22 protein-coding genes are annotated in these 22,581 nt (G+C 71.5%); 8 read left to right on the top strand and 14 right to left on the bottom strand.

From position 1 onward, the window contains the following. Positions 1 to 167: 167 nt before the first annotated feature. Positions 168 to 518, bottom strand: a complete 351-nt coding sequence (locus AC3A3L_RS13305; protein ID WP_487640510.1) for a LysM peptidoglycan-binding domain-containing protein — start codon at positions 516 to 518, stop codon at positions 168 to 170. Between the two features lie 188 nt (positions 519 to 706). Then, a complete protein-coding gene (locus tag AC3A3L_RS13310) occupies positions 707 to 1,501 on the bottom strand; it encodes an SDR family NAD(P)-dependent oxidoreductase (RefSeq protein ID WP_487640511.1) in 795 nt (264 codons plus the stop codon). Positions 1,502 to 1,629: 128 nt separating this feature from the next. Between AC3A3L_RS13310 and lexA the strand changes: the two genes are divergently transcribed. From lexA to AC3A3L_RS13325, 3 genes are all read left to right on the top strand, one after another. Next, a complete protein-coding gene (gene lexA / locus AC3A3L_RS13315; RefSeq protein WP_487640512.1) occupies positions 1,630 to 2,352 on the top strand; it encodes a transcriptional repressor LexA in 723 nt (240 codons plus the stop codon). A gap of 88 nt (positions 2,353 to 2,440) precedes the next feature. Continuing rightward, positions 2,441 to 3,658 (top strand): NAD(P)/FAD-dependent oxidoreductase, encoded by a 1,218-nt coding sequence (locus tag AC3A3L_RS13320; protein ID WP_487640513.1) that lies wholly within the window; start codon positions 2,441 to 2,443, stop codon positions 3,656 to 3,658. A 38-nt stretch (positions 3,659 to 3,696) separates the two neighbouring features. Beyond that, complete coding sequence (locus AC3A3L_RS13325; RefSeq protein ID WP_487640514.1) at positions 3,697 to 4,428, top strand: sulfotransferase family 2 domain-containing protein; 732 nt, start codon at positions 3,697 to 3,699, stop codon at positions 4,426 to 4,428. On the opposite strand, the gene AC3A3L_RS13330 is transcribed toward AC3A3L_RS13325, so the two are convergent. From AC3A3L_RS13330 to secD, 3 genes are all read right to left on the bottom strand, one after another. Further along, positions 4,410 to 6,425, bottom strand: a complete 2,016-nt coding sequence (locus tag AC3A3L_RS13330; protein ID WP_487640582.1) for an ATP-dependent DNA helicase — start codon at positions 6,423 to 6,425, stop codon at positions 4,410 to 4,412. The genes AC3A3L_RS13325 and AC3A3L_RS13330 overlap by 19 nt on opposite strands. Before the next feature lie 64 nt (positions 6,426 to 6,489). Next, complete coding sequence (locus AC3A3L_RS13335) at positions 6,490 to 6,621, bottom strand: hypothetical protein (protein ID WP_263575278.1); 132 nt, start codon at positions 6,619 to 6,621, stop codon at positions 6,490 to 6,492. Positions 6,622 to 6,748: 127 nt separating this feature from the next. Next, positions 6,749 to 9,034 (bottom strand): protein translocase subunit SecD, encoded by a 2,286-nt coding sequence (gene secD, locus AC3A3L_RS13340; protein WP_487640515.1) that lies wholly within the window; start codon positions 9,032 to 9,034, stop codon positions 6,749 to 6,751. A gap of 211 nt (positions 9,035 to 9,245) precedes the next feature. Here secD and AC3A3L_RS13345 point away from each other — a divergent pair, with 211 nt between their 5' ends. Continuing rightward, on the top strand, positions 9,246 to 11,384 hold the full coding sequence (locus tag AC3A3L_RS13345; protein ID WP_487640516.1) for a M14 family metallopeptidase: 2,139 nt from the start codon (positions 9,246 to 9,248) through the stop codon (positions 11,382 to 11,384). A 76-nt stretch (positions 11,385 to 11,460) separates the two neighbouring features. Here the strand turns inward: AC3A3L_RS13345 and hflX are convergent, their stop codons facing one another. From hflX to AC3A3L_RS13380, 7 genes are all read right to left on the bottom strand, one after another. Next, positions 11,461 to 12,984, bottom strand: coding sequence for a GTPase HflX (gene hflX / locus AC3A3L_RS13350; RefSeq protein WP_487640517.1), 1,524 nt, complete (start codon positions 12,982 to 12,984; stop codon positions 11,461 to 11,463). 72 nt (positions 12,985 to 13,056) lie between these two features. Continuing rightward, positions 13,057 to 13,785, bottom strand: a complete 729-nt coding sequence (locus AC3A3L_RS13355; RefSeq protein WP_487640518.1) for an NYN domain-containing protein — start codon at positions 13,783 to 13,785, stop codon at positions 13,057 to 13,059. A 137-nt stretch (positions 13,786 to 13,922) separates the two neighbouring features. Next, complete coding sequence (locus AC3A3L_RS13360; protein ID WP_487640519.1) at positions 13,923 to 14,699, bottom strand: SDR family oxidoreductase; 777 nt, start codon at positions 14,697 to 14,699, stop codon at positions 13,923 to 13,925. A gap of 24 nt (positions 14,700 to 14,723) precedes the next feature. Continuing rightward, positions 14,724 to 15,509, bottom strand: a complete 786-nt coding sequence (dapF, locus tag AC3A3L_RS13365) for a diaminopimelate epimerase (RefSeq protein WP_487640520.1) — start codon at positions 15,507 to 15,509, stop codon at positions 14,724 to 14,726. A gap of 65 nt (positions 15,510 to 15,574) precedes the next feature. Further along, positions 15,575 to 17,431, bottom strand: a complete 1,857-nt coding sequence (gene ggt, locus AC3A3L_RS13370; RefSeq protein WP_487640521.1) for a gamma-glutamyltransferase — start codon at positions 17,429 to 17,431, stop codon at positions 15,575 to 15,577. A gap of 78 nt (positions 17,432 to 17,509) precedes the next feature. Then, entirely contained in the window at positions 17,510 to 18,028 is a 519-nt protein-coding gene (locus AC3A3L_RS13375) for a dihydrofolate reductase family protein (RefSeq protein ID WP_487640522.1), read from the bottom strand. A 61-nt stretch (positions 18,029 to 18,089) separates the two neighbouring features. Beyond that, on the bottom strand, positions 18,090 to 18,665 hold the full coding sequence (locus tag AC3A3L_RS13380) for a TetR/AcrR family transcriptional regulator (protein WP_487640523.1): 576 nt from the start codon (positions 18,663 to 18,665) through the stop codon (positions 18,090 to 18,092). 66 nt (positions 18,666 to 18,731) lie between these two features. Here AC3A3L_RS13380 and AC3A3L_RS13385 point away from each other — a divergent pair, with 66 nt between their 5' ends. Next, a complete protein-coding gene (locus tag AC3A3L_RS13385; protein ID WP_487640524.1) occupies positions 18,732 to 19,361 on the top strand; it encodes an NAD(P)H-dependent oxidoreductase in 630 nt (209 codons plus the stop codon). A gap of 12 nt (positions 19,362 to 19,373) precedes the next feature. Here AC3A3L_RS13385 and miaA read toward each other — a convergent pair whose 3' ends face one another. After that, on the bottom strand, positions 19,374 to 20,288 hold the full coding sequence (gene miaA, locus AC3A3L_RS13390) for a tRNA (adenosine(37)-N6)-dimethylallyltransferase MiaA (RefSeq protein WP_487640525.1): 915 nt from the start codon (positions 20,286 to 20,288) through the stop codon (positions 19,374 to 19,376). 36 nt (positions 20,289 to 20,324) lie between these two features. On the opposite strand from miaA, the gene AC3A3L_RS13395 reads away from it, so the two are divergent. The 3 genes from AC3A3L_RS13395 to AC3A3L_RS13405 are packed head-to-tail and all read left to right on the top strand — an operon-like array spanning position 20,325 to position 21,405. Beyond that, positions 20,325 to 20,543, top strand: coding sequence for an antitoxin (locus AC3A3L_RS13395; protein ID WP_487640526.1), 219 nt, complete (start codon positions 20,325 to 20,327; stop codon positions 20,541 to 20,543). A gap of 20 nt (positions 20,544 to 20,563) precedes the next feature. After that, positions 20,564 to 21,091 carry an NUDIX hydrolase gene (locus AC3A3L_RS13400; protein WP_487640527.1) on the top strand — a complete coding sequence of 176 codons (528 nt, stop codon included), beginning with the start codon at positions 20,564 to 20,566 and terminating at the stop codon, positions 21,089 to 21,091. Beyond that, positions 21,088 to 21,405 carry a hypothetical protein gene (locus AC3A3L_RS13405; protein WP_487640528.1) on the top strand — a complete coding sequence of 106 codons (318 nt, stop codon included), beginning with the start codon at positions 21,088 to 21,090 and terminating at the stop codon, positions 21,403 to 21,405. Before AC3A3L_RS13400 ends, AC3A3L_RS13405 begins: the two co-directional genes overlap by 4 nt. 92 nt (positions 21,406 to 21,497) lie before the next feature. Here the strand turns inward: AC3A3L_RS13405 and AC3A3L_RS13410 are convergent, their stop codons facing one another. Beyond that, positions 21,498 to 22,475 carry a hypothetical protein gene (locus AC3A3L_RS13410; protein ID WP_487640529.1) on the bottom strand — a complete coding sequence of 326 codons (978 nt, stop codon included), beginning with the start codon at positions 22,473 to 22,475 and terminating at the stop codon, positions 21,498 to 21,500. Positions 22,476 to 22,581: the final 106 nt, after the last annotated feature.

A 22,581-nucleotide genomic window follows, 5' to 3' on the forward strand; every position in this document is an offset into this window, starting at 1 on the left:
CCCCTCGACCGCCTGGATCTCGTGACGGTCGCTGCGCGACCTCCTCGATCAGCAAGACTGCGCGACTGGCAGGAAATGCGCCGAGGGGCAGGCCACCAGGCCCGCCCCTCGGTCTTCCCCTTGGTTCCACCAGCCGGGGTCGAAGCGGCTGATGGAGGCCTCGCGCGTCAGTCGGAGACGACCGGGACGCGGAGCTTCTGGCCGGCCGAGAGGCCGGCGGACTCGAGGGCGTTGAGCCGCTCGATCTCGCTCATCATCGAGCGGACGTCGCCGTCGGTGGCGATCTCGCTGGCGATCCCCCAGAGGGTGTCGCCGGGCGCGACCTGGACGACCTCGGTCGGGGCCGGCTTGCCGGCCTCGCCGGTGCCGACCGCGCCGCCGGCGAGCATGAACGCCACGCCGAGGACGAGGAACAGCGACGTCAGGAACACCACCAGGCGGCCGCGACGGGTCAGACGGACCGTCGAGCGGGCACGCGGGGTGGCAGTGAAAGCGGGGGCAAGGCTGAGGGTGCTCATGGTGGCCTCCTGGGGAAGATCAGCCGGTCGTGTTCTGTCGAGCGAATGTCTAGTCGGACCCACCGACAGTGGCCTCGGCCACCGGGTGTCGATCAGACATTCGATCGAACATGTGTACGACGTTAGAGCACGTGTTCGAACAGTTCAAGCACCTCGTCGAACAAATGTTCGGCGTGTTCGAACAGCCGTCAGCGGCGTCGCATCGCCCGGCGACCCTGGGCAGCGAACAGCCGCGCGGCGTACTCGAGCGAGCCCGGTGAGAGGGCCGCTCCCCGCACGACCCCTCCCCTCCAGCCAGGCATCGTCCGCACCACGCGACGCGAGCCGACGAGGGCCACCGCGGCTTCCGCGACCTCGGAGACAGTAAGGATCCGGCCGCCGGACCAGGTCAGCTGCGACCCCAGCCCGTCGGGGTCCTGCGCGGCGAGCATCGCGGTGTCGACGCCGTCCGGGCACAGCGCGTGCACCCGCACCCCGCGGGGCGCCTCGGCGTTGACCGACGCCGACAGGGAGACGACAGCGGCCTTCGTCGCGGCGTACGTGCTGTAGCCCGGCACCGGGCCGAGCCCGGAGAGCGACGCGACGTTGACGACGTCGCCGCCCGCGGGTCCGAAGGCAGCGAGCGCCGCGCGCATGCCCCACGTCGTACCGAGCAGGTTGACCTCCACCAACCGGCGCACCTGCTCCTCCGACAGGTCGGCGAGCGCGCCGTCGTCACCGACGCCGGCGTTGTTGAACCACGCCGTGAGCTGCCCGTGCCTCGCTGCCTCCTCGGCAACCAGACGGTGCGACGAAGGATCGCGTACGTCCTGGGCGAGGCCGGCGACCGCGCCGATCTCCGCGGCCGTCGCGGCGGCCGCCCATCCGTCGACGTCGCCGATGACGACGTGGTGGCCGCGCGCGACCATCAGCTCGGCGACCCCGCGCCCGATCCCGCGGGCACCACCGGTCACGACGCACGAGGTCTGGAGCGCAGTCGACATGCCCGGACAGTAGCGACACGCGGCTTCGAACAGGTGTTTGATCCTGCGGTGCCGGGAGGTCTACGGTGGGCGCACCAGATCCTCCCTGTCCAGCCGCGGACGGAGGGGTCGACGTCACTGGAGGACGCATGGCCAAGCAGGACGACAAGAACGTCATCGAGATGCCCGACGGTCCCCCGGACGCCACCGGCCTGACCCCGCGCCAGCAGCGGGTGCTCGCCACGATCAAGGACTCCATCGAGACCAAGGGCTACCCGCCCTCGATGCGCGAGATCGGCCAGGCCGTCGGCCTCACGTCGTCGTCCAGCGTCGCCCACCAGCTGCGCGTGCTCGAGGGCAAGGGCTTCCTCAAGCGTGACCCCAACCGGCCCCGTGCCCTCGAGGTGTTCCTGCCCGAGGTGATGGCCGCGCGGCGCAGCATGTCGAGCGCCGACGAGAGCACCTTCGACGAGACCGGCATCGGCGACGCGAACCCCGTCGCGACCAACGTCCCGGTCGTCGGCCGGATCGCCGCCGGTGGCCCGATCCTCGCCGAGGAGCAGGTCACCGACGTCTTCCCGCTGCCCAAGCAGCTCGTCGGCGACGGCACGCTCTTCCTCCTCGAGGTCTCCGGTGACTCGATGGTCGACGCGGCGATCTGCAACGGCGACTACGTCGTCATCCGCCAGGAGCAGACCGCCACCAACGGCCAGATCGTCGCGGCGATGATCGAGGGCGAGGCGACCGTCAAGACGTTCCAGCGCAAGGACGGCCACGTGTGGCTGCTCCCCCACAACGACGCCTACGACCCGATCCCCGGCGACAACGCCACGATCCTCGGCGTCGTGACGGCGGTGCTGCGCAGCCTCTGACCCGGTCTCGTGACGCGACTCCGTCGCTCCTCGACCAGCGGGACGAAGGGGTGTTGAAAGGGCACCGACCTCAGGCCACGATGGCCGCATGAGCAACGTCGAGCAGTCCTATGACTACGTCATCGTCGGTGCGGGGGTCGCCGCGGCGAGCGCCGTGAAGGGCATCCGGTCTCAGGACGCGAGCGGCCGCATCGCCGTCCTCGGCTCCGAGCCCGACAAGCCGGTCTACCGACCCGTCCTCACCAAGGACCTCTGGCTCAAGGACGACGAGACCCTCGAGGGGTCCTCGCTCGCCGGCGACCTCGACGCGGACGACGCCGTCGACCTGGTCACCGACACGACCGTGACCGAGATCGACCCCGGCGCACATGTCGTACGCCTCGCCGACGGCAGCACCGTCGGCTACGGCAAGCTGTTGCTCGCCACCGGCGCCGAGCCGCGCGTGCTGGGGGTCGACCCCGGTCCGCGGGTCATCTACTACCGCACCGCCGCCGACTACCAGCGGCTGCGTGCCGTCGCGACCGAGGGCAGCCACGTCGCCGTCATCGGCGGCGGCTACATCGGCTCGGAGATCACCTCGTCCCTCGTGCAGAACGGCGTGCAGGTCACGCTCGTGCTCGACCTCGAGGACGTCCAGGAGCTGATGTTCCCCCGCGCCCTCGCCGCCACCCTCACCAAGGCCTTCGCCGATCGCGGGGTCACCGTCGTGCACGGCTCGGTCGAGGGTGGTCAGGAGGACGACGGCGGCGTACGCATCCGCCTCGGCGACGGCACGTCCATCACCGCCGACGCAGCCGTCATAGGAGTCGGCGTCCTCCCGCGCACCGGCCTCGCCGAGGCGGCCGGCCTCGAGGTCGACAACGGCGTCGTGGTGGACGAGCACCTGCGCACCAGCGACGCGGACGTGTACGCCGCGGGCGACGTGGCGTCGTACCCCGACGCGCTCCTCGGGCGCCGCCGCGTCGAGCACGTCGACCACGCCGAGAAGTCCGGCGAGCACGCCGGCAAGGTGATGGCGGGTGCCGAGGACGCGTACGACTACACGCCGTTCTTCTGGTCCGACATCCTCGACTACGGCTACGAGGCCGTCGGCGAGACCAGCAGCCGCCTCGACATGGTCGAGGACTGGAAGGACGGCGAGGTCGGCACCGGCGTCGTCTACTACCTGAAGTCGGGCCAGGTCCGCGGCGTGCTGCTGTGGAACGTCTGGGACAGCGTCGACAAGGCCCGCGAGCTGATCAAGGAGACGTCCGAGTCTCCCGTGTCCGACCCGGAGTCGCTGCGGGGGCGCATCCCGCTCGGCTGAGCCGACCGCCGCTGGTGGGTCCGTGTAGCCTCGCGGCGATGTCTGCCGCCGGCCCCGACGCTCCGCCTCCGGAGCTCTTCCGCACCCGTCCGGGCAACCGGCGCCGGCTCACGCCCGACGCGCAGGCGGAGGTCGACCGGCTCGCCACGTCGGGCGAGGCGTCCGGCTGGCTCAGCCCGCTGGCGTACAACCTCACGATCAGCCACAGCCACCGGTTCGTCTGGTACCGCGTGGCCAAGGTCGCGACGCGCACCATCCGCCACCACTGCGAGACGCACGGCGTGAGCATGGACGTCGACCACGCGATGCGGATCCGCTACCCGTTGGCCAGCTTCGCGGACTACTTCACCTTCGCCTTCGCGCGCGACCCGCTCGACCGCTTCGTCTCCGCGTGGCACGACAAGGTCGTCGACAACAACTACTACGACTTCGACCCGGCGACGCACGAGCGGATGCAGGTGGTCGAGGAGTTCGCCCGCTGGACCGCGGCGCAGGACCTGGCCGCCGTACCGGGCACCGACCAGCACCTCACCCTGCAGAGCAGGATGATCGACCTCAACCGCGTGGACTTCGTCGGCCGGCTCGAGACGTTCGACCGCGACTTCGCCGAGGTGTGCGAGCGCATCGGCGCCCCGGCCGTGCCGACGACCCCGAGGAACCAGACCGCCCCCGGCGGGCGCGACAGGCAGGTCTCAGGCGAGCTGCGCGAGCTGGTGGCCACGATGTACCGACGCGACTACCAGGTCTTCGGCTACGAGCCGCCCGCCTGACCGAGCCGCTTGAGCGCTTGGCGCACGAGCGCCGGGTCGGTGGTCGACCACATCGGCGGCAGCGACGCCTTGAGGAATCGGCCGTATCGGGCGGTCTCGAGGCGAGGGTCGAGGACCGCGACGATGCCGCGGTCGGAGGTCGTGCGGATGAGGCGGCCGGCGCCCTGCGCCATGAGGAGCGCGGCGTGGGTGGCGGCGACCTGCATGAAGCCGTTGCCGCCGGCCTGGTCGGCCGCCCTCTGCCGCGCGGACATGAGCGGGTCGTCGGGCCGCGGGAACGGGATGCGGTCGATGATCACCAGCTGGCAGGTGTCGCCCGGCACGTCGAGGCCCTGCCACAGCGAGAGCGTGCCGAAGAGGCAGGTGTGGGGATCCTCGACGAACTGCTTGGCCAGCTCGGGCAGCTGCGCGTCGCCCTGGGCCAGCGTCGTCAGGTGCGGCAGGCGCGCGCGCACGGCCTCCGCCGCGGTCTCCGCCGCGCGCCGCGACGAGAACAGGCCCAGCGTGCGCCCGTCGAGGGCGTCGACGAGGTCGCAGATCTCGTCGAGCTGCGCGGGGCCGAGGCCGTCGCGGCCGGGCTGCGGCAGGTGGCGGGCGACGTAGAGGATCGACTGCTGGCCGTAGTCGAACGGCGAGCCGACGTCGATGCCCTTCCACGGCAGCGCGTCGTCGGCGTCGGTGGTGGCGACCTGGTGGCCGACGCGCTCGGTCGGCTTGAGGCCGAGCGACGTCGCGACCGCGCCGAACTCACCGCCCAGCATCAGCGTCGCGCTCGTGAAGACCACCGTCTTGTCGGTCAGCAGCTTGTCGCGCATCGGGCCCCACACCTGCAGCGGCGCGACGTGGAGCCGGGCCGGGAAGCGGTCGCGGGCCTCCCCCAGCCACAGCACGTCGGCCTGCGAGCCAGCTGCCATCCGCTCGGCGTTGACGAAGACCTCCTGCACCATCCCCTTCGCCTGGGTGCGGCCGGCGTCGGCCTCACCCTCGCCACCGGACTCGCGCGGGAACGCCGACAGGCACGCGCGCGCCGCGTCGCGTACGAGCACGAGGGCGTCGGACAGCTGCGTGGACATCTGGTCGATGCGGCCGGGCGGCGTCGCCTCGAACGCCTCGGCCAGCTGCTGCGCGGCGTCCTCGAGGTCACCGGCCGGGTCACCGTCGCCGTCGGTCCAGCGGGTGGCGCGGCGGGCCGCGCGCTCGATGTCGTTGACCCCGAGCTCGTCGGTCGCCGCCTGCGTGACGCGTGCGGTCAGCTCGTGGGCCTCGTCGATGACGACCGTGTCGTAGTCGGGGATCATCGGGACGTCCTCGATCGCGTCGATCGCGAGGAGGGAGTGGTTGGTGACGACCAGGTGGCTGCGGTGCGCCTTCTCGCGCGCGAGCTCGGCGAAGCACTCCGCGCCGAACGGGCACTTGCTCGCGCCGAGGCACTCGCGGTGGTTGACCGAGACCTGCCGCCACTCGCGGTCGGTGTGGCGCGGGGCGTTGTCGCGCTCGCCGCTTCCACCCTGCTCGGACTCCTCCTCCGCCCACGCCCGCAGCTCGAGCACCTTCTCGGCCATCGCGCCGAGGGGTACGTCGACGAGCGTGCCCTGGTCGTCGGGGACGCCGGCACGGATCCGGTGGAGGCAGGCGTAGTTGGAGCGGCCCTTGAGGACGGCGTAGGACGTGTCGAGACCGGGCACGCCCTTGACCGCCTCGACCAGCCGGGGCAGGTCGCGCTCGACGAGCTGGTGCTGAAGGGCGAGGGTCGCGGTCGCGACGACGACGCGCTTGTCGTGGAGCATCGCCGGGACGAGGTAGCCCAGCGACTTGCCGGTGCCGGTGCCGGCCTGGACGAGGAGGTGGCGGCCCTCCTCCATCGCCTCGGCGACCTCGGTCGCCATCTGCACCTGGCCGTCGCGCTGCTGCCCGCCGAGGGCGGCGACCGCGGTGCCCAGGACCTCGCTGACGGGGGTCCCGACGGAGGGAGCGGCGGTGGCGGTGTCGGGCACCAGAGCACCCTACGTGGCGGCGCCGACGCTCCGTCGTACGCCGTCCACAGCCGCGCTCAGAAGTCGGTCAGTAGTTCTTCTTGCGGCCGATCTGGCGCTCGATGCGACGCTCGGGCTGGCCGAGGACCCGGGCGAGGATCTTCACCCGGTAGCGGTAGGCGACCACGCCCAGGACGACGATCAGCAGGATCCACAACATGCGGCGATCCTACTCGGCGCCGACAACGCCGACTTGTAGGCGGAAACTGACTCCTGGAGGGGGTTGCAAAGGCCTCCAGGAGTCAGTTTCCCCGCTCGAGCGGGGATTCTGCGAGACGGGGAGAGGATCAGACGACCGCGCCGGAGTCCTCGGGCGCGCGCTCGACCTTCTCCTTCTTGACCCGGCTCATCGGCCACTTCTCGTGGAAGTAGGTGAGGAGCGGGGTGGCGACCACGACGGAGGAGAACGTGCCGACCACGAGGCCGACGAGCAACGCGATCGCGAAGTCCTGGAGCGAGTCACCGCCGAGGAAGACGAGCGCCGCGAGGATGAACATCGAGCCGAGGCCGGTGTTGACCGTGCGCGGGATCGTCTCGACGGCCGCCGTGTTGGCGACGTCCATGAAGTCGTCGTCGGGCTTCGAGCCCCACCAGCGTTCGCGGATGCGGTCGAAGACGACGACGGTGTCGTTGACCGACAGACCCACGATGGTCATCGCCGCCGCGAGGAAGATGCCGTCGATCGGCTTCTGGAGCCACGCGAAGAGGCCGACGACGAGGATGACGTCGTGCGCCATCGCGAGCACGGCGGAGAGACCGAAGGTCCACTTGAAGCGGATGGCCAGGTAGAGCAGCTGGGCCAGGAACGCGACACCGAAGGCGATGAGGGCGTTGTTGCGCAGCTGGTCACCGAGCGAGGCACCGATCGTCTGGTCGTCGACCTTGTCGACGGTGCCTCCGACGGCGGCGAGCTCGTCCTCGATCCGCTGCTCCTCGTCGTTGGAGATCTCGCCGGTGCGGACGGTGAAGTCGGCGGTGTCGGCGGTCTGGACGACGGCCTCGGGGAACCCGGCGTCGGCGACGGCCTGTCGCGCCTGGTCGACGGTGATGTCCTTGCTGACCGAGTAGTCGAGCTGGCGGCCGCCGGTGAACTCGACGCCGAGCTGGAGGCCCTGGGTGACGATGCCCGCGATGGCGAGGACGAGGGCCGCGGCCGAGATGCCCAGCCACGTCTTGCGGCGCTTCATCAGCTGCGGGTTCTTGCGGTCCAGCCAGGTGCGGACCTTGCCGAGGTGGCTGAGGCCGCTGACGGCGGGGTGGGTGGCGACCGGCTTGTTGGACACGGCGAGGTCGCACAGCACGCGCGCGACGATCAGCGCCGAGATCATCGACGCGATGACACCGATGGACAGCGTGACGCCGAAGCCCTTGATCGGGCCGGAGCCGAGGAAGAACAGCAGGCCGGCAGCGAGGAGCGTGGTGATGTTGGAGTCGATGATCGCGCTCCACGCCTTGTTGAAGCCGACCGAGAGAGCACGCCTCAGACCCGCCGAGGGGTAGGCGACGTACTCCTCCCTCGCTCTCTCGAAGACGAGGACGTTGGCGTCGATCGCCATGCCGATGGCGAGCACGAATCCCGCGAGGCCGGGCAAGGTCAGCGTCGAGCCGAGCCCGACGAGCATGGCGTAGGCGAGCAGGGCGTACGACGCCAGCGCGAGCGTCGCGGCGAAGCCGACGAGCCGGTAGACGAAGATGATGAAGAGACCCGTCAGCGCGATACCGATGATGCCGGCCTCGATGGAGGCGTCGATGGCCGCGGCGCCGAGCGACGGGCCGACGAGGCGGTCGGAGATCGCCTTGAGCTCGAGCGGCAGGGCGCCGCCCTCGATCAGCGCGGAGAGGTCCTTGGCCTCGGTGGCGGTGAAGTTGCCGGTGATCTGGGTGGAGCCGCCGCGGATGCCGACGTCGCAGCCGACGTCGGTGTTGACCTCGGGCGAGGAGATGACCTCTCCGTCGAGGACGATCGCGATGCGGCGCTTGGGGTCGCCGGACGGGTTGCACGCGGCCTTGCCGGTGATGTCGGCCCAGGTGTCGCCACCCTTGCCGTTGAAGTCGATACCGACGACCCAGTCGACGCTGTTGTCGGGCTGCTGGGCGCTGGCGCCGGTGACCTCGTCGCCCTGGATGACCGTGGGGCCGACCTCGATCGTGTCGCCCTGGTCGGACGGCAGCACCTGGTTGTTCTTCTTGGACGGCTCGGCGTCCGGCTGGGCGGTGCCGACGACCTCGTGGATGGTCAGCTTGGCGGTGCTGCCGATGCGCTCCTCGGCCCGCTGCGCCTCCTCGTCGTTGGTGACGCCGGGCAGCTCGACGAGGATCCGGTTCTCACCCTGGCGCGCCAGCGTGGACTCGGCGACACCGAGGGCGTCGACGCGGCCGCGCAGCACCTCGAGGGTCTTGTCGACGTTCTCCGCGCTGGCGGGGGTCTGGTCGGTCCCCTCGGCCTCGAAGATGAACTGCGCTCCACCGCGCAGGTCGAGGCCCAGGTTTGGCTTGACGTTGACCGCGAGCGCGACGCACCCGATCAGGAGCCCGACGACGAGGATGAAGCGGACCCAGACACCACGTGACATGCGCGACATCCTCCATGACAAGACTTCGAACGCCCGAATCCGGGCACGGACGGGTCAACGGGTGGCCTCGGCGGAAGGTTCCGGGCGGGATCCGTGACACAAAACGCCAGCGACTGTACGCCGTCAGGGGTATCGACACGGCAGCAGCCCTCAGTGTTGTGTGGATCACACTCGCGATCCCCCCTCGCGGGACAACCATCCGGGAGCACACATGTCACCACGCATTCCACTTCCACGCGCCGGCGCCACCAGGCTGGCCACCGTCACCGCACTCGTCGCCGCCGGACTCGCCGCCACCGCGGCGGGCGCAACCGGTGCCGGGCGCGACGACCCGCCACGCGACCTGGCACGCGCCGCTGACAGCGATGCCACCCAGATCGTCATGGTCAACGCACCGACGGTCGACGATCGCAACGAGGTGATCGGGCTCGGGCTCGACGTCACCGAGCACGCCAACCAGCGCGGCATCGAGGTCGTCCTCCACGACGCCCAGGACGCCCAGACGCTGCGCGACGCCGGCTTCACCTGGCGTGTCACCGTCAAGGACCTCGAGGCGCTCACGAAGAAGAACCGCAAGGCCGACAAGGTGTACGCCGCCTCGGTGGCCGCGTCCGGCCTGCCCAGCGGCCGTACGTCCTACCGCACCTACGCCGACTACCTCAGCGACATGGACAAGCTCGCACGGGACTACCCGTCCCTGACCCGCCCGCTGACGCTGGCCAACAAGACCGTCCTCGGGGAGGACATCCGCGGCATCGAGGTCACCGTCGACGCCGACAACGTCAAGGACGGCAAGCCGACCTTCCTGCTCATGGGCGCCCACCACGCGCGGGAGTGGCCCAGCGCCGAGCACACCATCGAGTTCGCCTTCGACCTGCTCCAGTCCTACAAGGCAGGCGACGCCCGAGCGCGCGACCTGCTGTCGCGCTCGCGCGTGATCCTGGTGCCGGTGGTCAACGTCGACGGCTTCAAGATCTCGCGCTCCGCCACGCCGCGCGGTGACTTCAGCACCTTCGACTACGAGATGAAGCGCAAGAACTGCTCGATCTCGGCCGCCACCCCGGCGCAGTACCGCACCGGGACGTGCGACAACAACCTCGCCGGCCGCCTGCGCGGCACCGACCTCAACCGCAACTACCCCGGCTTCTGGGGCGGCGGCGGTGCCAGCCCGGTCTGGTCGAGCGACACCTTCCGCGGCGACGGACCCGGCAGCGAGCCCGAGAGCGACGCGGTCCGCAAGCTCATCTCCGAGCGCGCGGTCACGATGATGATCTCCAACCACACCTTCAGCAACCTGGTGCTGCGGCCCCCGGCCATCGCGGCCACCGGGCTCGCGATCGACGAGCCGGAGCTGAAGGCGCTCGGTGACGCGATGGCGTCGAAGAACGACTACACCAGCCAGGCGTCGTACCAGCTCTACGACACGTCTGGCTCGACCGAGGACTGGAGCTACTGGATCACCGGCGGCTTCGGCTACACCTTCGAGATCGGCGACGAGGGCTTCCACCCGGCCTACGAGAACGCGGTGGTCGGCGAGTACCTCGGCCTGGCACCTGCCGCGGGCGCCGGGCTCGGCGGCAACCGCGAGGCGTACTGGCTCGCACTGCAGGCAGCGGCCGACCGCGACCTGCACTCGGTCATCACGGGCACGGCCCCGGCCAAGCACACGATCAGCGTGTCGAAGACGGTGACGTCGGAGACCTCGCCGGTCATCCAGCTCGACGGCTCGACCGGAGCGCCGCTGCTCTACACCGACAACCTGCGCACCGACTACACGTCGAAGGGCGGCAAGTTCGACTTCGACGTCAACCCCTCGACCCGCCCGCTCGTCATGGGTCGCTACGGCCGCGAGGCGCAGGCACCGCCGCAGGCGACGGTCACGCTGACCAACCCCGCCGGCGTGCCGGCGGTCGGGTCCAGCGAGTCCACGACCTTCACCGTCCAGGGCCTGCCGACCGTCGACAACGGCTGGCTGGACCTGTCGGTCGGATGGCCCGCCACGGCCGACCCGGAGGCACAGGACTGGGACTTCACGCTCTACGGTCCCGACGGCGAGGTCGTCGGGTCGGGCGCCACGCTCGCCAACCCGGAGAAGATCACGGTCCCGGACCCGCAGCCCGGCACGTACACCCTGGTGGCGGACAACTATGCCGGCGGCACGGCGCAGTACGACTGGTCCGGCACGGTGAGCTTCCGCAACCCCAACCCGCCCAGCCCGACCGGCACCAAGGAGGCCTGGCTGCTGAGCTGCTCCGACAAGCGCGGCAACGTGCTGGCCACCCGTGAGGTGATCGTCGACCGCGGTCAGCAGATCAACGTCGGCAACGCCTGCAAGCGGAACAAGGCCTGACGCTCCGTCTCGCCTGACACGACGACGGCCCGGGTGCGATGCACCCGGGCCGTCGTACGTCGTCGACTGATGCGAGTCAGCGGGCGTAGGCCTCGAGCTCGCCGGCGAGGTCGGCGTTGGCCCGACCGACGACGAGCGTGCCGTCACCGGTGTGCTCCATCGAGCCGATCTCGGCCTCCTGGTGGATCCGGTTGACCAGGTCACCGCGCTCGTAGGGCAGCAGCACGTCGAACTCGACCTGCGGGCGGGGCAGCTCGGACTCGATGGTCCTCAGCGCCTCCTCGATGCCGGCGCCGGTCTTCGCGCTCACCACCACGCTGTGCGGCTCGCGGCGCCGGATCCGGTCGATGACCAGGGGGTCGGCGGCGTCGGCCTTGTTGACCACGATGATCTCGGGGACCTTGGTCGCACCGATCTCGGCGAGCACCTCGCGCACGGCAGCGATCTGGCCCTCGGGGTCGGGGTGCGACCCGTCGACGACGTGGAGCAGCAGGTCGGCGTCGGCGACCTCCTCCAGCGTCGAGCGGAACGCCTCGACGAGGTCGTGCGGGAGGTGGCGGACGAAGCCCACGGTGTCGGACATCGTGTAGACGCGGCCGTCGCTGGTCGTCGTACGACGCGTCGTGGGGTCGAGGGTCGCGAAGAGTGCGTCCTCCACCAGGACTCCCGCGTCGGTCAGCCGGTTGAGCAGCGAGGACTTGCCGGCGTTGGTGTAGCCCGCGATCGCGACGCTCGGCACGTGGTTGCGGCGGCGCGACTGGCGCTTGACCTCGCGGGTGCCACGCATCTCCTTGAGCTCGCGGCGCAGCTTGGCGATCTTGGTGTTGATGCGACGCCGGTCGGTCTCGATCTTGGTCTCACCGGGGCCGCGGCCACCGATGCCCTCACCGCCGGCGGCCCGACCACCCGCCTGCCGGGACAGGTTGCCGCCCCAGCCGCGCAGGCGCTGCTTCATGTACTGCAGCTGGGCCAGCTCGACCTGCGCCTGGCCCTCCTTCGACTTCGCGTGCTGGGCGAAGATGTCGAGGATCAGGGCGGTGCGGTCGACGACCTTGACCTTGATCTTGTCCTCGAGGTTGCGCAGCTGGCTGGGCGCGAGCTCGCCGTCGCAGATGACGGTGTCGGCGCCGGTGGCCTGGACGATCTCGCGGATCGCCTCGACCTTGCCGCGGCCGATGTAGGTCGCCGGGTCGGGCTTCTGGCGACGCTGGAAGACGGCCTCCAGCACCTCGGAGCCGGCGGTCTCGGCGAGCAGCGCGAGCTCGGCCATCGAGTTCTCGGCGTCGGTGACGGAGCCCTCGGTCCAGACACCGACGAGCACGACCTTCTCCAGGCGGAGCTGGCGGTACTCGACCTCGGTGATGTCCTCGAGCTCGGTGCGCAGGCTCGCGACTCGTCGGAGGGCGTGCCGCTCGGCGAGCTCCTGCGCGCCGAGGGTGAGCTCCTCGGGGTCGGCGTCATCGTAGTCGCCGTCGTCGGCGTAGCCGGACTCGAAGGTGTCGTCCTCGAGCAGCTCGTCGTCGAGCTCGATCGTGTCGTCGTCCCAGCCACGGGTGGCGTCGAGGGCGTCGCGCAGGTTGAAGTCAGGTGCGTTCGTCATATACCGACAAGGGTAGGTCGGTGGGCGTCACCTGCGCGAACGGTTTCGCGCAGGGCTGACGCGCGCACCGCCTCAGGCGCGGTGCCGCCCGGCCGCCACCGTCGGCGCCCCGACGAGCGATCCCTCGTCGACGAACTCGTCGCAGGCCGCGCGCACGTCGTGGGGAGTGTGCGCCGGACCCACCACCACGACGCGTACGCCGGCCGCGTGCAGGCGGTGCAACAGCGGGAGCATCGAGGTCATGTCGCCGGCCAGGACCACCTCGTCGACGGAGGCCTCGCGGGCGATGTCGACGGCGTCGATCGCCAGCGCCACGCGCGCCTGCTCGTCGTCGTCGGCGAACTGGTGGAAGGAGTGCAAGCCCTGGCGCCGCAGGTGCTCGACCCACGACCCGAGGTCGGACGAGGTCCAGTCGGCGTAGGCGCGGCACACGGTCACCGACCCGCGGCCGGGCAGCCGGTCGAGCAGCCCGGCAGCGACGTCCGCGGAGATGCGGCGGGCGTCGATCAGCACCGCGACCCGCCGCGGCTGGTCGGGCTCGTCGTGCGACGGCCGCCGCGGGAGGACCCGCGAGGGAGCCGGCAGCACCAGCTCGGGGTCGGCGCCGACCGGCGCCGGGCTGGTCGGCTCGGTCCGCGCCTCCGGCTCGTCGTCGCGGGCTTCCGGCTCGGCCGGAGCGGGCGGCTCGGGCGCGACCCGCAGGGCGCCCCCACGGCGCACGCCCATCCACCGTCGTACGAGCGTCGCGAGCTCGTTCTCGTCGCCGTCGGCAGCTGTGCGCGGCTCCACCACGTTGGTCATCGTGCGCCCCCCACAGGCTTGAGATGAGTGATTCCCCGCGAGCACCATCCCCCTTTCGGGTGTTCCGTGCGGGGGATCTCCCGAATCGTGGACGACGGTCTGGACCAGTCAGCCCACCGACCGCGGGAGGCCGGGCGTCACTTGGGTGGCATCCGGATGCCGCCGTCGACGCGGATCGTCTCGCCGTTCATGTAGGAGTTGGTCAGGCACTCCACCACCATGCTCGCGAGCTCCTCGGGCCGGCCGAGGCGCTTGGGGAAGAGGACGTTCTGGCCGAGGTTGGCCTTGAACTCGTCGGGGTTGGGGAACGCGTCGTAGATCGGGGTGTCGATCAGGCCGGGCGCGACGGTGTTGAGCCGGATGCCGGCCGCGGACAGGTCGCGGGCGACCGGGAGGGTCATGCCGACGACGCCGCCCTTGGAGGCGGAGTAGGACGCCTGGCCGATCTGGCCGTCGAACGCGGCGACCGACGCGAGGTTGACGATGGCGCCGCGCTGGCCGTCGGCGTCGGGCTCGTTGCGGCTCATCACGGTGGCGGCCTGGCGGGTCATGTCGAAGGTGCCGATGAGGTTGATCTCGACGACCTTGCGGAACGCGTCGAGGTCGTGGGCCTGCTCGAGCAGCCCGTCGCGACCGATGGTGCGCTGCGCCCAGCCGATGCCGGCGGAGTTGACGCACGCCCGCAGCGGGGCGATCTCGGCGGCTGCCTCGACGGCGGCGGCGACCTGCTCGGTGCTCGTCACGTCGACCGCGGCGAAGACACCCTTGATCTCCGCGGCCAGCGCCTCGCCCTTCTCGGCGTTGAGGTCGGCGACGACGACCGTCGCACCCTTCGCGGCGAGGGCGCGGGCGACGGCGGCTCCGATGCCGCTCGCGCCGCCGGTGACGATGGCGGTGGATCCGGTGATGTCCATGGCCCGGATCCTAGGACGTCCGACTTACAGGTCCGTGACGCCCTCGGCCACGAGGACGGCGGGGCCGGTCATCAGCACCCGGTCGTCCTCGGTCCACACCACGTGCAGCGTCCCGCCGGGCACGTCGACGCGGTACGACGTCCCGCGGGGGGCGTCGTCGGCGAGCGCCGTGGCGACCGCCACTGCGCAGGCCCCGGTGCCGCACGAGCGGGTCTCCCCCGACCCGCGCTCGTGCACGCGCATGGCGACGTGGCGCTCGCCGCGTCGGACGACGAACTCGACGTTGACGCCCTCGGGGTAGATCGCGTCGTCGTGCTCGGGCGGCTCGAGCAGCGGACCCGCCTCGGCCAGGTTGTCGACGTACGCCACGGCGTGGGGGTTGCCCATCGAGACGTGGAGCGCGGACCACGATCGGCCCATCACCGACACCTCCGTCTCACCCAGCACCTCGGGGCTGCCCATGTCGGCGGTGAAGTCCTCGCCGGCCCGGTCGAGGACCTTCACGCCCGCGCGGGTGTTGATCCGCATCGGGAACGCCTCGCCCTCGCGCTCGTGGAGGTAGCGGGCGAAGACCCGCACCCCGTTGCCGCACATCTCGCTGACCGAGCCGTCGGCGTTGCGGTAGTCCATGAACCACCCGTCGTCCTGGCGGACCGCCCGCAGCACCCCGTCGCCGCCGATGCCGGAGCGCCGGTCGCAGAGCGCGCGCACGCGCTCGGCGGACAGGTCGCCGTGGACCGTGCCGTCGGGGTCGGGCAGCACCACGAAGTCGTTCTCCGTGCCGTGGCCCTTGAGGAACGGATAGCTCACGCGGAGAGTGTGGCACCTCGTCGGTCGAGGGGAGTGCCGCAGCACTCCCCTCGACCGACGTCGGGCTAGCGCGGGTCGACCACCTTCGCGGAGCCCTTGCCGCGACGGCTGGGCTCGGCCACCGCGGTCATCCGCTTGCGCGGACCGAGCTCGATCGCCGTCGCCGCGCCGATCTCGGCGGCGCTGGTGAAGGCGTCGCCGGCGGGGACGAGGTTGTGACCGAGGGCGGTGAGCGCCGGTCCGTAGGCGGCGATGAAGGCCGGCTCCGCGGTGACGTTGGCGGTGTTGCGCTGCGTGGCACGCGGCGCCGCGATCGCCTCCTCGATGGTCATGTCGAGGTCGATGCGGTTGACCAGCATCTGCAGCACGGTGGTGATGATCGTCGACCCGCCGGGCGAGCCGAGCGCCAGGAACGGCTTGCCGTCCTTGAGCACGATCGTCGGCGACATCGAGCTGCGCGGGCGCTTGCCCGGCTGGATGCGGTTGGGGTCGGCGGCGTCGTAGACCGTGGAGAAGTCGGTGAGCTCGTTGTTGAGCAGGAAGCCGTAGCCCGGCACGACCATGCCCGAGCCGCCGGTCTGCTCGATCGTGAGGGTGTACTCCACGACGTTGCCCCACCGGTCGGCGACCGTGAGGTTGGTGGTCGAGATGTTCTCGGTGTCGGCGTCGGTCGTGCCCTTCGCCGACGACGGGCTGCACACGCCGTCGTACGACGTCACGTCACCGGCCGCGACGGGCTTGGTCGCCGCCTTCGCCGGGTTGAGGAAGCAGGCCCGCTCGGCGGCGAACTTGTCGTCCAGCAGCCGCTTGGTGGGGACGTCGACGAACGCCGGGTCGCCGACGTACTTGCCGCGGTCGGCGTAGGCCAGCGCGCTCGCCTCGAGGTAGTGGTGGAGCGCCTGCTCGGTCGTCATCGCCGAGAGGTCGTAGCGCTCGAGGATGTTGAGCGCCTCCCCGACCGTCGTGCCGCCCGACGACGAGGGCGCCATGCCGTAGACGTCGTGGCCGCGGTAGCTGCTCTTGGCGGCGCGCTGCGACCGCACCTTGTAGTCGCGCAGGTCGCGGGCGGTGAGCCAGCCGGCGGGCACGGGCAGGTCGGTGTTCTTGGTCGTGCGGGGTTTGCGCACCACCTCGGACATGAGCCGGGCCAGCTTGCCGCGGTAGAACGCCTTGGTGCCGCGCTGGGCGATCAGGTCGTAGGTGTCGGCGAGGTCGGGGTTGCGGAAGATCGAGCCGACCTTGGGAGCGTCGCCCTTCGGCAGGTAGAGCTTCTTGGTGTCCTTGAACGCCGCGAAGCGCACCTCGTTGTCGAGGGTCTGCTGGCGGAACGTCTCGTCGACCTTGAACCCGCGGCGCGCGACCTTGGAGGCCGGGGCGAGCGCGTCGGCGAGCGAGAGCGTGCCCCAGTTGCCGAGGGCCTTGTCCCAGGTGGCCAGGGTGCCGGGCGTGCCGACGCTCGCGCCGCTGGTCACGAGGTCGGGGGTGAACGTGTAGGGCTTGCCCGTCGCGGGGTCGATGAAGGCGTCCTGCGGCATCTTCATCGGTGCGGTCTCGCGGCCGTCGAGCGTGCGGACCTTGCCGGACTTCGCGTTGTAGAAGACGAAGTAGCCGCCACCGCCGATGCCCGCGCTGTAGGGCTCGGTGACGCCGAGCGTCGCGGCTGCCGCCACCGCGGCGTCGACGGCGTTGCCGCCCGCCTTGAGCACCTTGAGGCCGGCCGCGCTCGCCTCGGGGTCGACGGTGCTGATCGCGCCGCCCTTGCCGACCGCGGTGGGGTCCTTGACGGTCGGGCGCTCGGAGGTGGTGGAGGGAGCAGCCGGCGCGGGCTGGGCGGGGACCGGGGTCGCGACCAGGGCTGCGGCGACGGCCAGGCCGCTGGCGACGGAGACGCCGGCAGTCACGCGGCGGGCGAAGTGGGACATGGGTTTCCTCCCGAGAGTCGGTGGTCCCACCCTGCCGGTGCCCCTGCGGGTTGTCCAACACCCTCGCGGGTGCGTCCGTCAGCGGACGACGGAGTAGCGCCCGCACATGAAGTCGCGGTTGCGGGCGGTCTCCTCGAGGCGCAGCTCGACGTGGCGCGGCAGCACGGGAGCGCCGCTGCCGACGGTCACCGGGGCGTACTGGATCCACACCTCGTCGAGCAGACCCGCGTCGTGGAACTGCCCCACCAGCTCACCGCCGCCCACCACCCACAGGTCCTTGCCGCCGGCGGCCTCGGTCATCTCGGCGTGGATGCGCCGCACGTCGTCACGGTCGAACCGCACGCTCGGCGGCGCCTCGGGGAAGGTGCGGTGGGTCAGCACCCAGGTCGGCAGCGGACCCCACGGGTCGTCGTCGTGGTCGAGGATCCACTGCCACGTGGTCGCCCCCATCACGCAGGCACCGAGCCGCTCACGGAAGGCGGGGTAGGCCATCGGCCCGTCGTTGTCGATGTCGCGCGAGGTCAACCAGTCGAGGGAGTGGTCGTCGGTCGCGATGAAGCCGTCGAGGGTGCAGCCGGTGTAGTAGATCGTCGCCATCGACCCACCATGGCACCACCCACCGACACCGCGCTCGATCGAGCGTGCCGGCCCGGTCGCCCTAGCGGACGAGGGCGTCGAGCGCCGGCTGCGCCGCCTCGCGCGGCAGGTGGCCGAGCGTGATCAGCTGGGCCATCCCGTGGACGGTCGACCACAGCGCGGCCGACAGCGCCACCGGGTCGCGCCCCTCGTAGCCCGGCTCCTGCACCAGCTCGCCGACCAGGGAGCCGAGCAGCTCCTCGTTGCGGGCGATGAGCGGCGCCATCTCGGCGCTGGGCGACCCGGCGGCGCAGTAGTCGGGGTCGAAGACCAGCGCGAACGCCTGGGGGTGGGCTGCCGCGTAGCTCACGTAGGCGAGGCCGAGCGCGCGCACCTTGGCGAGGGTCCCGTCGGCCGCAGCCACCGCCTCCTCCTGCGCGGCCAGCAGCGCCGCCATGCCGCGCACGCCGAGCGCGCTGAGCAGCGCGGCGCGGTCGCCGAAGTGGTGGTAGGGCGCGTTGTGGCTCACCCCGGCCCGCCGCGCGACCTCCCGCAGGCTGATCTTCGCCGCGGACGTGGTCTCGAGCAGGTCGAGCGCGGCGTCCTCGAGCGCGGCCTGGAGATTGCCGTGGTGGTATCCGCCCGCAGATCTTGACATGAGCAACATCCTACTCCAATGTGGACGTTGTCCAGATTCTTGTCACTGTCCAGATAGGAGCCCGTCATGGGCAACGTCCTCGTCATCGACGGCCACCCCGACCCCGCCTCGCTCACCGCGCACCTCGCCGCGTCGTACGCCACCGGCGCCGGCACCTCCGCCACCTCGCTCGTGCTGCGCGACCTCGACTTCGACCTCACCCTGCGCACGGGCTACCGCACCGCGCAGGTGCTCGAGCCCGACCTCGCCCGGGCGCAGCAGCTGCTCGAGTGGGCTGACCACGTCGCTGTCTTCACCCCGCTGTGGTGGGGCTCGGTGCCCGCCCTCCTCAAGGGCTTCTTCGACCGCACGCTCGAGCGTGGCTGGGCCTTCCGCTACAAGGACAACGGCATGCCCGAGGGCCTCCTCGCCGGTCGCACGGGTCGGCTCGCGGTCACCTCCGACTCCCCGCGCTGGTACCTCCCGCTCGTCGGTGACACCACCGTCAAGCAGGTCCGCGGCCGCACGATGGAGTTCTGCGGCATCAAGCCGACCAGGATCACGCGGTACGCCGACGTGCGCGGCCGCACGGACGAGCAGCTCGCGGCGTGGATCCGGGACGCCGCAGACCTCGGCGCCGCCGACGCGGCACGCCCCGGGCTCCCCGGCCGTCCCGCCCACCCCGACGTCGTACGACCGGAGCCGGCCGCGGCCTGACGTCGGCCCGGGTCAGCCGCCGAGCCGCTCGACCGCCCCGACCGCCGTCTCCACGCGGTCGGGGTCGTCGTACGCGATCCAGACGATGCGGGGGTCCTTGCGGAACCACGAGTCCTGGCGCCGGGCGAAGCGGCGGGTGGCGACGGTCGTCTGCTCGATCGCCTCGGCCAGGCTGCGGTCGCCGGCGAGGTAGCCCATCACCTCCCGGTATCCGATGGCTCGGGACGCAGTGCGCGCGTCGGCGAGGCCGCGGGCGAGCAGCGCCTCGACCTCCTCCACGAACCCGCCCGCGAACATCTCCTCGACCCGCCGGGCGATCCGCGCGTCGAGCGTCGGCCGGTCGATGTCGACGCCGACCTGCACGGTCAGCGGGTCGACGTACTGGAGACGCGGGAGGCTGGCGCTGAACGGCCGGCCGGTGAGCGCGACGACCTCGAGGGCCCGGACGACGCGGCGCCCGTTGTCGGGCAGGATCTGCGCGGCCGCCTCGGGGTCGACCCCCGCCAACCGCTGGTGGAGTGCGTGGCTGCCGACCCGCTCGAGCTCGGCCTCGAGCTCGCGACGCAGCGAGTCGTCGGTGCCGGGGAACTCGAAGCGGTCGACGATCGCGCGGGTGTAGAGCGCCGACCCGCCGACCAGCACCGGGGTGGCGTCGCGGCCACGGATGTCGGCGATCGCGTCGCGGGCCCACCCCTGGAAGAGCGCGACGGTGGCCGGGGCGGCGACGTCGTAGAGGTCGAGCAGGTGGTGCGGGATCCCCCGCCGCTCCGACACCGGCAGCTTGGCCGTGCCGACGTCCATCCCCCGGTAGACCTGCATCGCGTCGGTGTTGACGACCTCGCCCCCGAGTCGCTCCGCCAGGTCGAGGCTGAGGCCCGTCTTGCCGGAGGCCGTGGCGCCGACGAGGGCGACGACCGGACGAGGCATGTCCCGATTGTCGCAGCGTGGCTAGTCTCGGGAGGCATGAGCTTCCTGGACAAGGCGAAGGCCGCGCTCACCGACGCGGTCGACCAGCACGGCGACAAGATCGCGCAGGGCATCGACAAGGCCGGCAGCGTGGTCAACGAGAAGACCGGCGGCAAGCACGCCGACAAGATCGAGCAGGCGACCGGCAAGGCGCGCGACGCCCTCGACAACCTCGACGGCAAGAACGACGACATCCCGCCCGGCACCACCCGCTGACCGCCCCCTACGGTGGCCGCGTGACCGACCGCTTCGCCCTCGTCCCGGCGTCCTACGTCTACCTGCTGCGCAACGGGGCCGACGGCACGGAGGTGCTGCTCCAGCGACGGGGCCCGGTCCCCTACATGCCCGACCACTGGGCGGCCGCGGCCGCCGGGCACGTCGAGCCCGGCGAGACGGCGTACGACGCCGCGCGCCGCGAGGCGCTGGAGGAGCTCGGCATCACCGACCTGTCGCTGGAGTTCGTGCTGACGATGCAGCGCAGCCAGTTCGGGCCGCCGATCGAGGAGCGGGTCGACTGGTTCTTCACGGCCCGCTCGTGGACCGGGGAGCCGCGGATCGTCGAGACCGAGAAGGCTGCCGAGCTCGGGTGGTTCGCGCTCGACGCGCTCCCCGCGCCGATGGTGCCGCACGAGGCGCACGCCCTCGCCCACCTCTTCTCCGGGACCGGCTACCTCACCTTCGGGTGGGACGCACCCCCGGGCGGGGGTGGTCCGACCGTGAGGGCCGAGGCAGGATCGCCCGACAACAAGGGAGGGAACCGATGAGCAACGAAGAACTGAGCCCCATGCCCGAGCCGTATGCCGAGGAGCCGCAGCTGGTGGCAGGCGGCGTCGACGCGCTGGAGGGGGATCCCGCCGACTCGGGCCTCGCGCGTGACCTGAACCCCGACGACAACCCCGCCGTCGACGACGTGCTGCCCGACGAGATCGCCGAGCCGGACGAGAAGTCCCAGGCGCCCGAGGGCGAGGCCGAGGACAAGGAGTCCGACACCCCGCGCGGGGAGTCCGACTCCGGTTCCGACGACGCGCCCTCCGCCGGGCAGGAGGCCGAGGACGGCTCGCCCGAGCCCCCCGCCTGACCGCTGCTTTCCTGTCGGAGTCCCCGCTCGAGCGGGGACTCCGACAACAACGTGGGCGATCCGGGTCACCTGGTGGCTCGGACCCTCCACGATCACGCAACAGCGGTCAGTGCGCAGCCGACACCGCAGGGCCTGCCGGGCGGCCACCCGTCCCGCTCGAGGAGCAGCGACAGCTTGGCCGCGGTCGAGCAGGGACGGCCGACCACCTGGCCCCACGTGAGTCGTACGGTGTCGCGCCCCTCCACCGCCGCGTCGAGGTCTCGTTCGAAGTCCCGGTCGCGTTGCTCGGCGGTGTCGTGCCACAACCGGCCGTCCAGCTCGATGAGCCGTTCCCCATAGACCGCATCGCGGTAGACGATCCCCGTCGCGGTCCCGGCGCGGACCTGCCTCTGCGCGCGCGGCAGGCCGTGCGGCTGCTCGATCCCGGTGAGGAACGCGTGCTCGAGCACCGAGCAGGTGCCGCGGGCGACGTCGGCGAGCACCGCCTCGAGGAAGAACCGCCGGGGCGCGCGGGTCCGCGACGCCAACGCCTGCTGCATGCGTACGGCGGTGGTGTGCCGGCCCTGCACCGCCCGAGCGACCGCTCCGACGGCGGCGAAGTCGCCTGTCGTGCCGAGGGCGACGTCGAGCGCAGCCTCGTCGTAGCGCAGGCGCGGTGGGCCCAGGTTCCAGTGGACGCGCTCGTCGAGGCTGAACGTGCGCGTCACCCGCACCCCGGCCGGCGCGACGACGCGCCGCGACCTCGGGACCACGACCTCGATCGAACCGTCGTGGGCGTCGGCGCGGCCCGGGCCATCCGCAGCGCGCATCGCGGAGCTGCCGCCGAGTGCGGCGCCGAGGTCCGCCCCGGCGAGGCCTCGCGGGCTTGCGCACGCTAGGACCGCACCCCATGCACGCTGCACCCAGGTGGGGTCGCCGGTGTGCGAGAGGTAGACACCGGGAAGGAGCGGGCCGAGCTCGCGCCGCCGGACCAGTCGACGTACGTCATGGGGCAGCAGGCCGAGAGACATCGCCTGCGCCCGGGAGACCACGCCGTCCTGGGCAGCCAGAAGAGCCTCGAGGTCGGTCATCCGTCCACCCTGCTGCCCGCGGCGGGCCGTCGCGACCGCCGGACGGCGATCTGTGGACGACGAGATCGTGGAGCATCCGAGTCACCAGGTGGCACGGATCTTCCAC

This window comes from Nocardioides sp. Soil_C_8, from assembly GCF_057656315.1.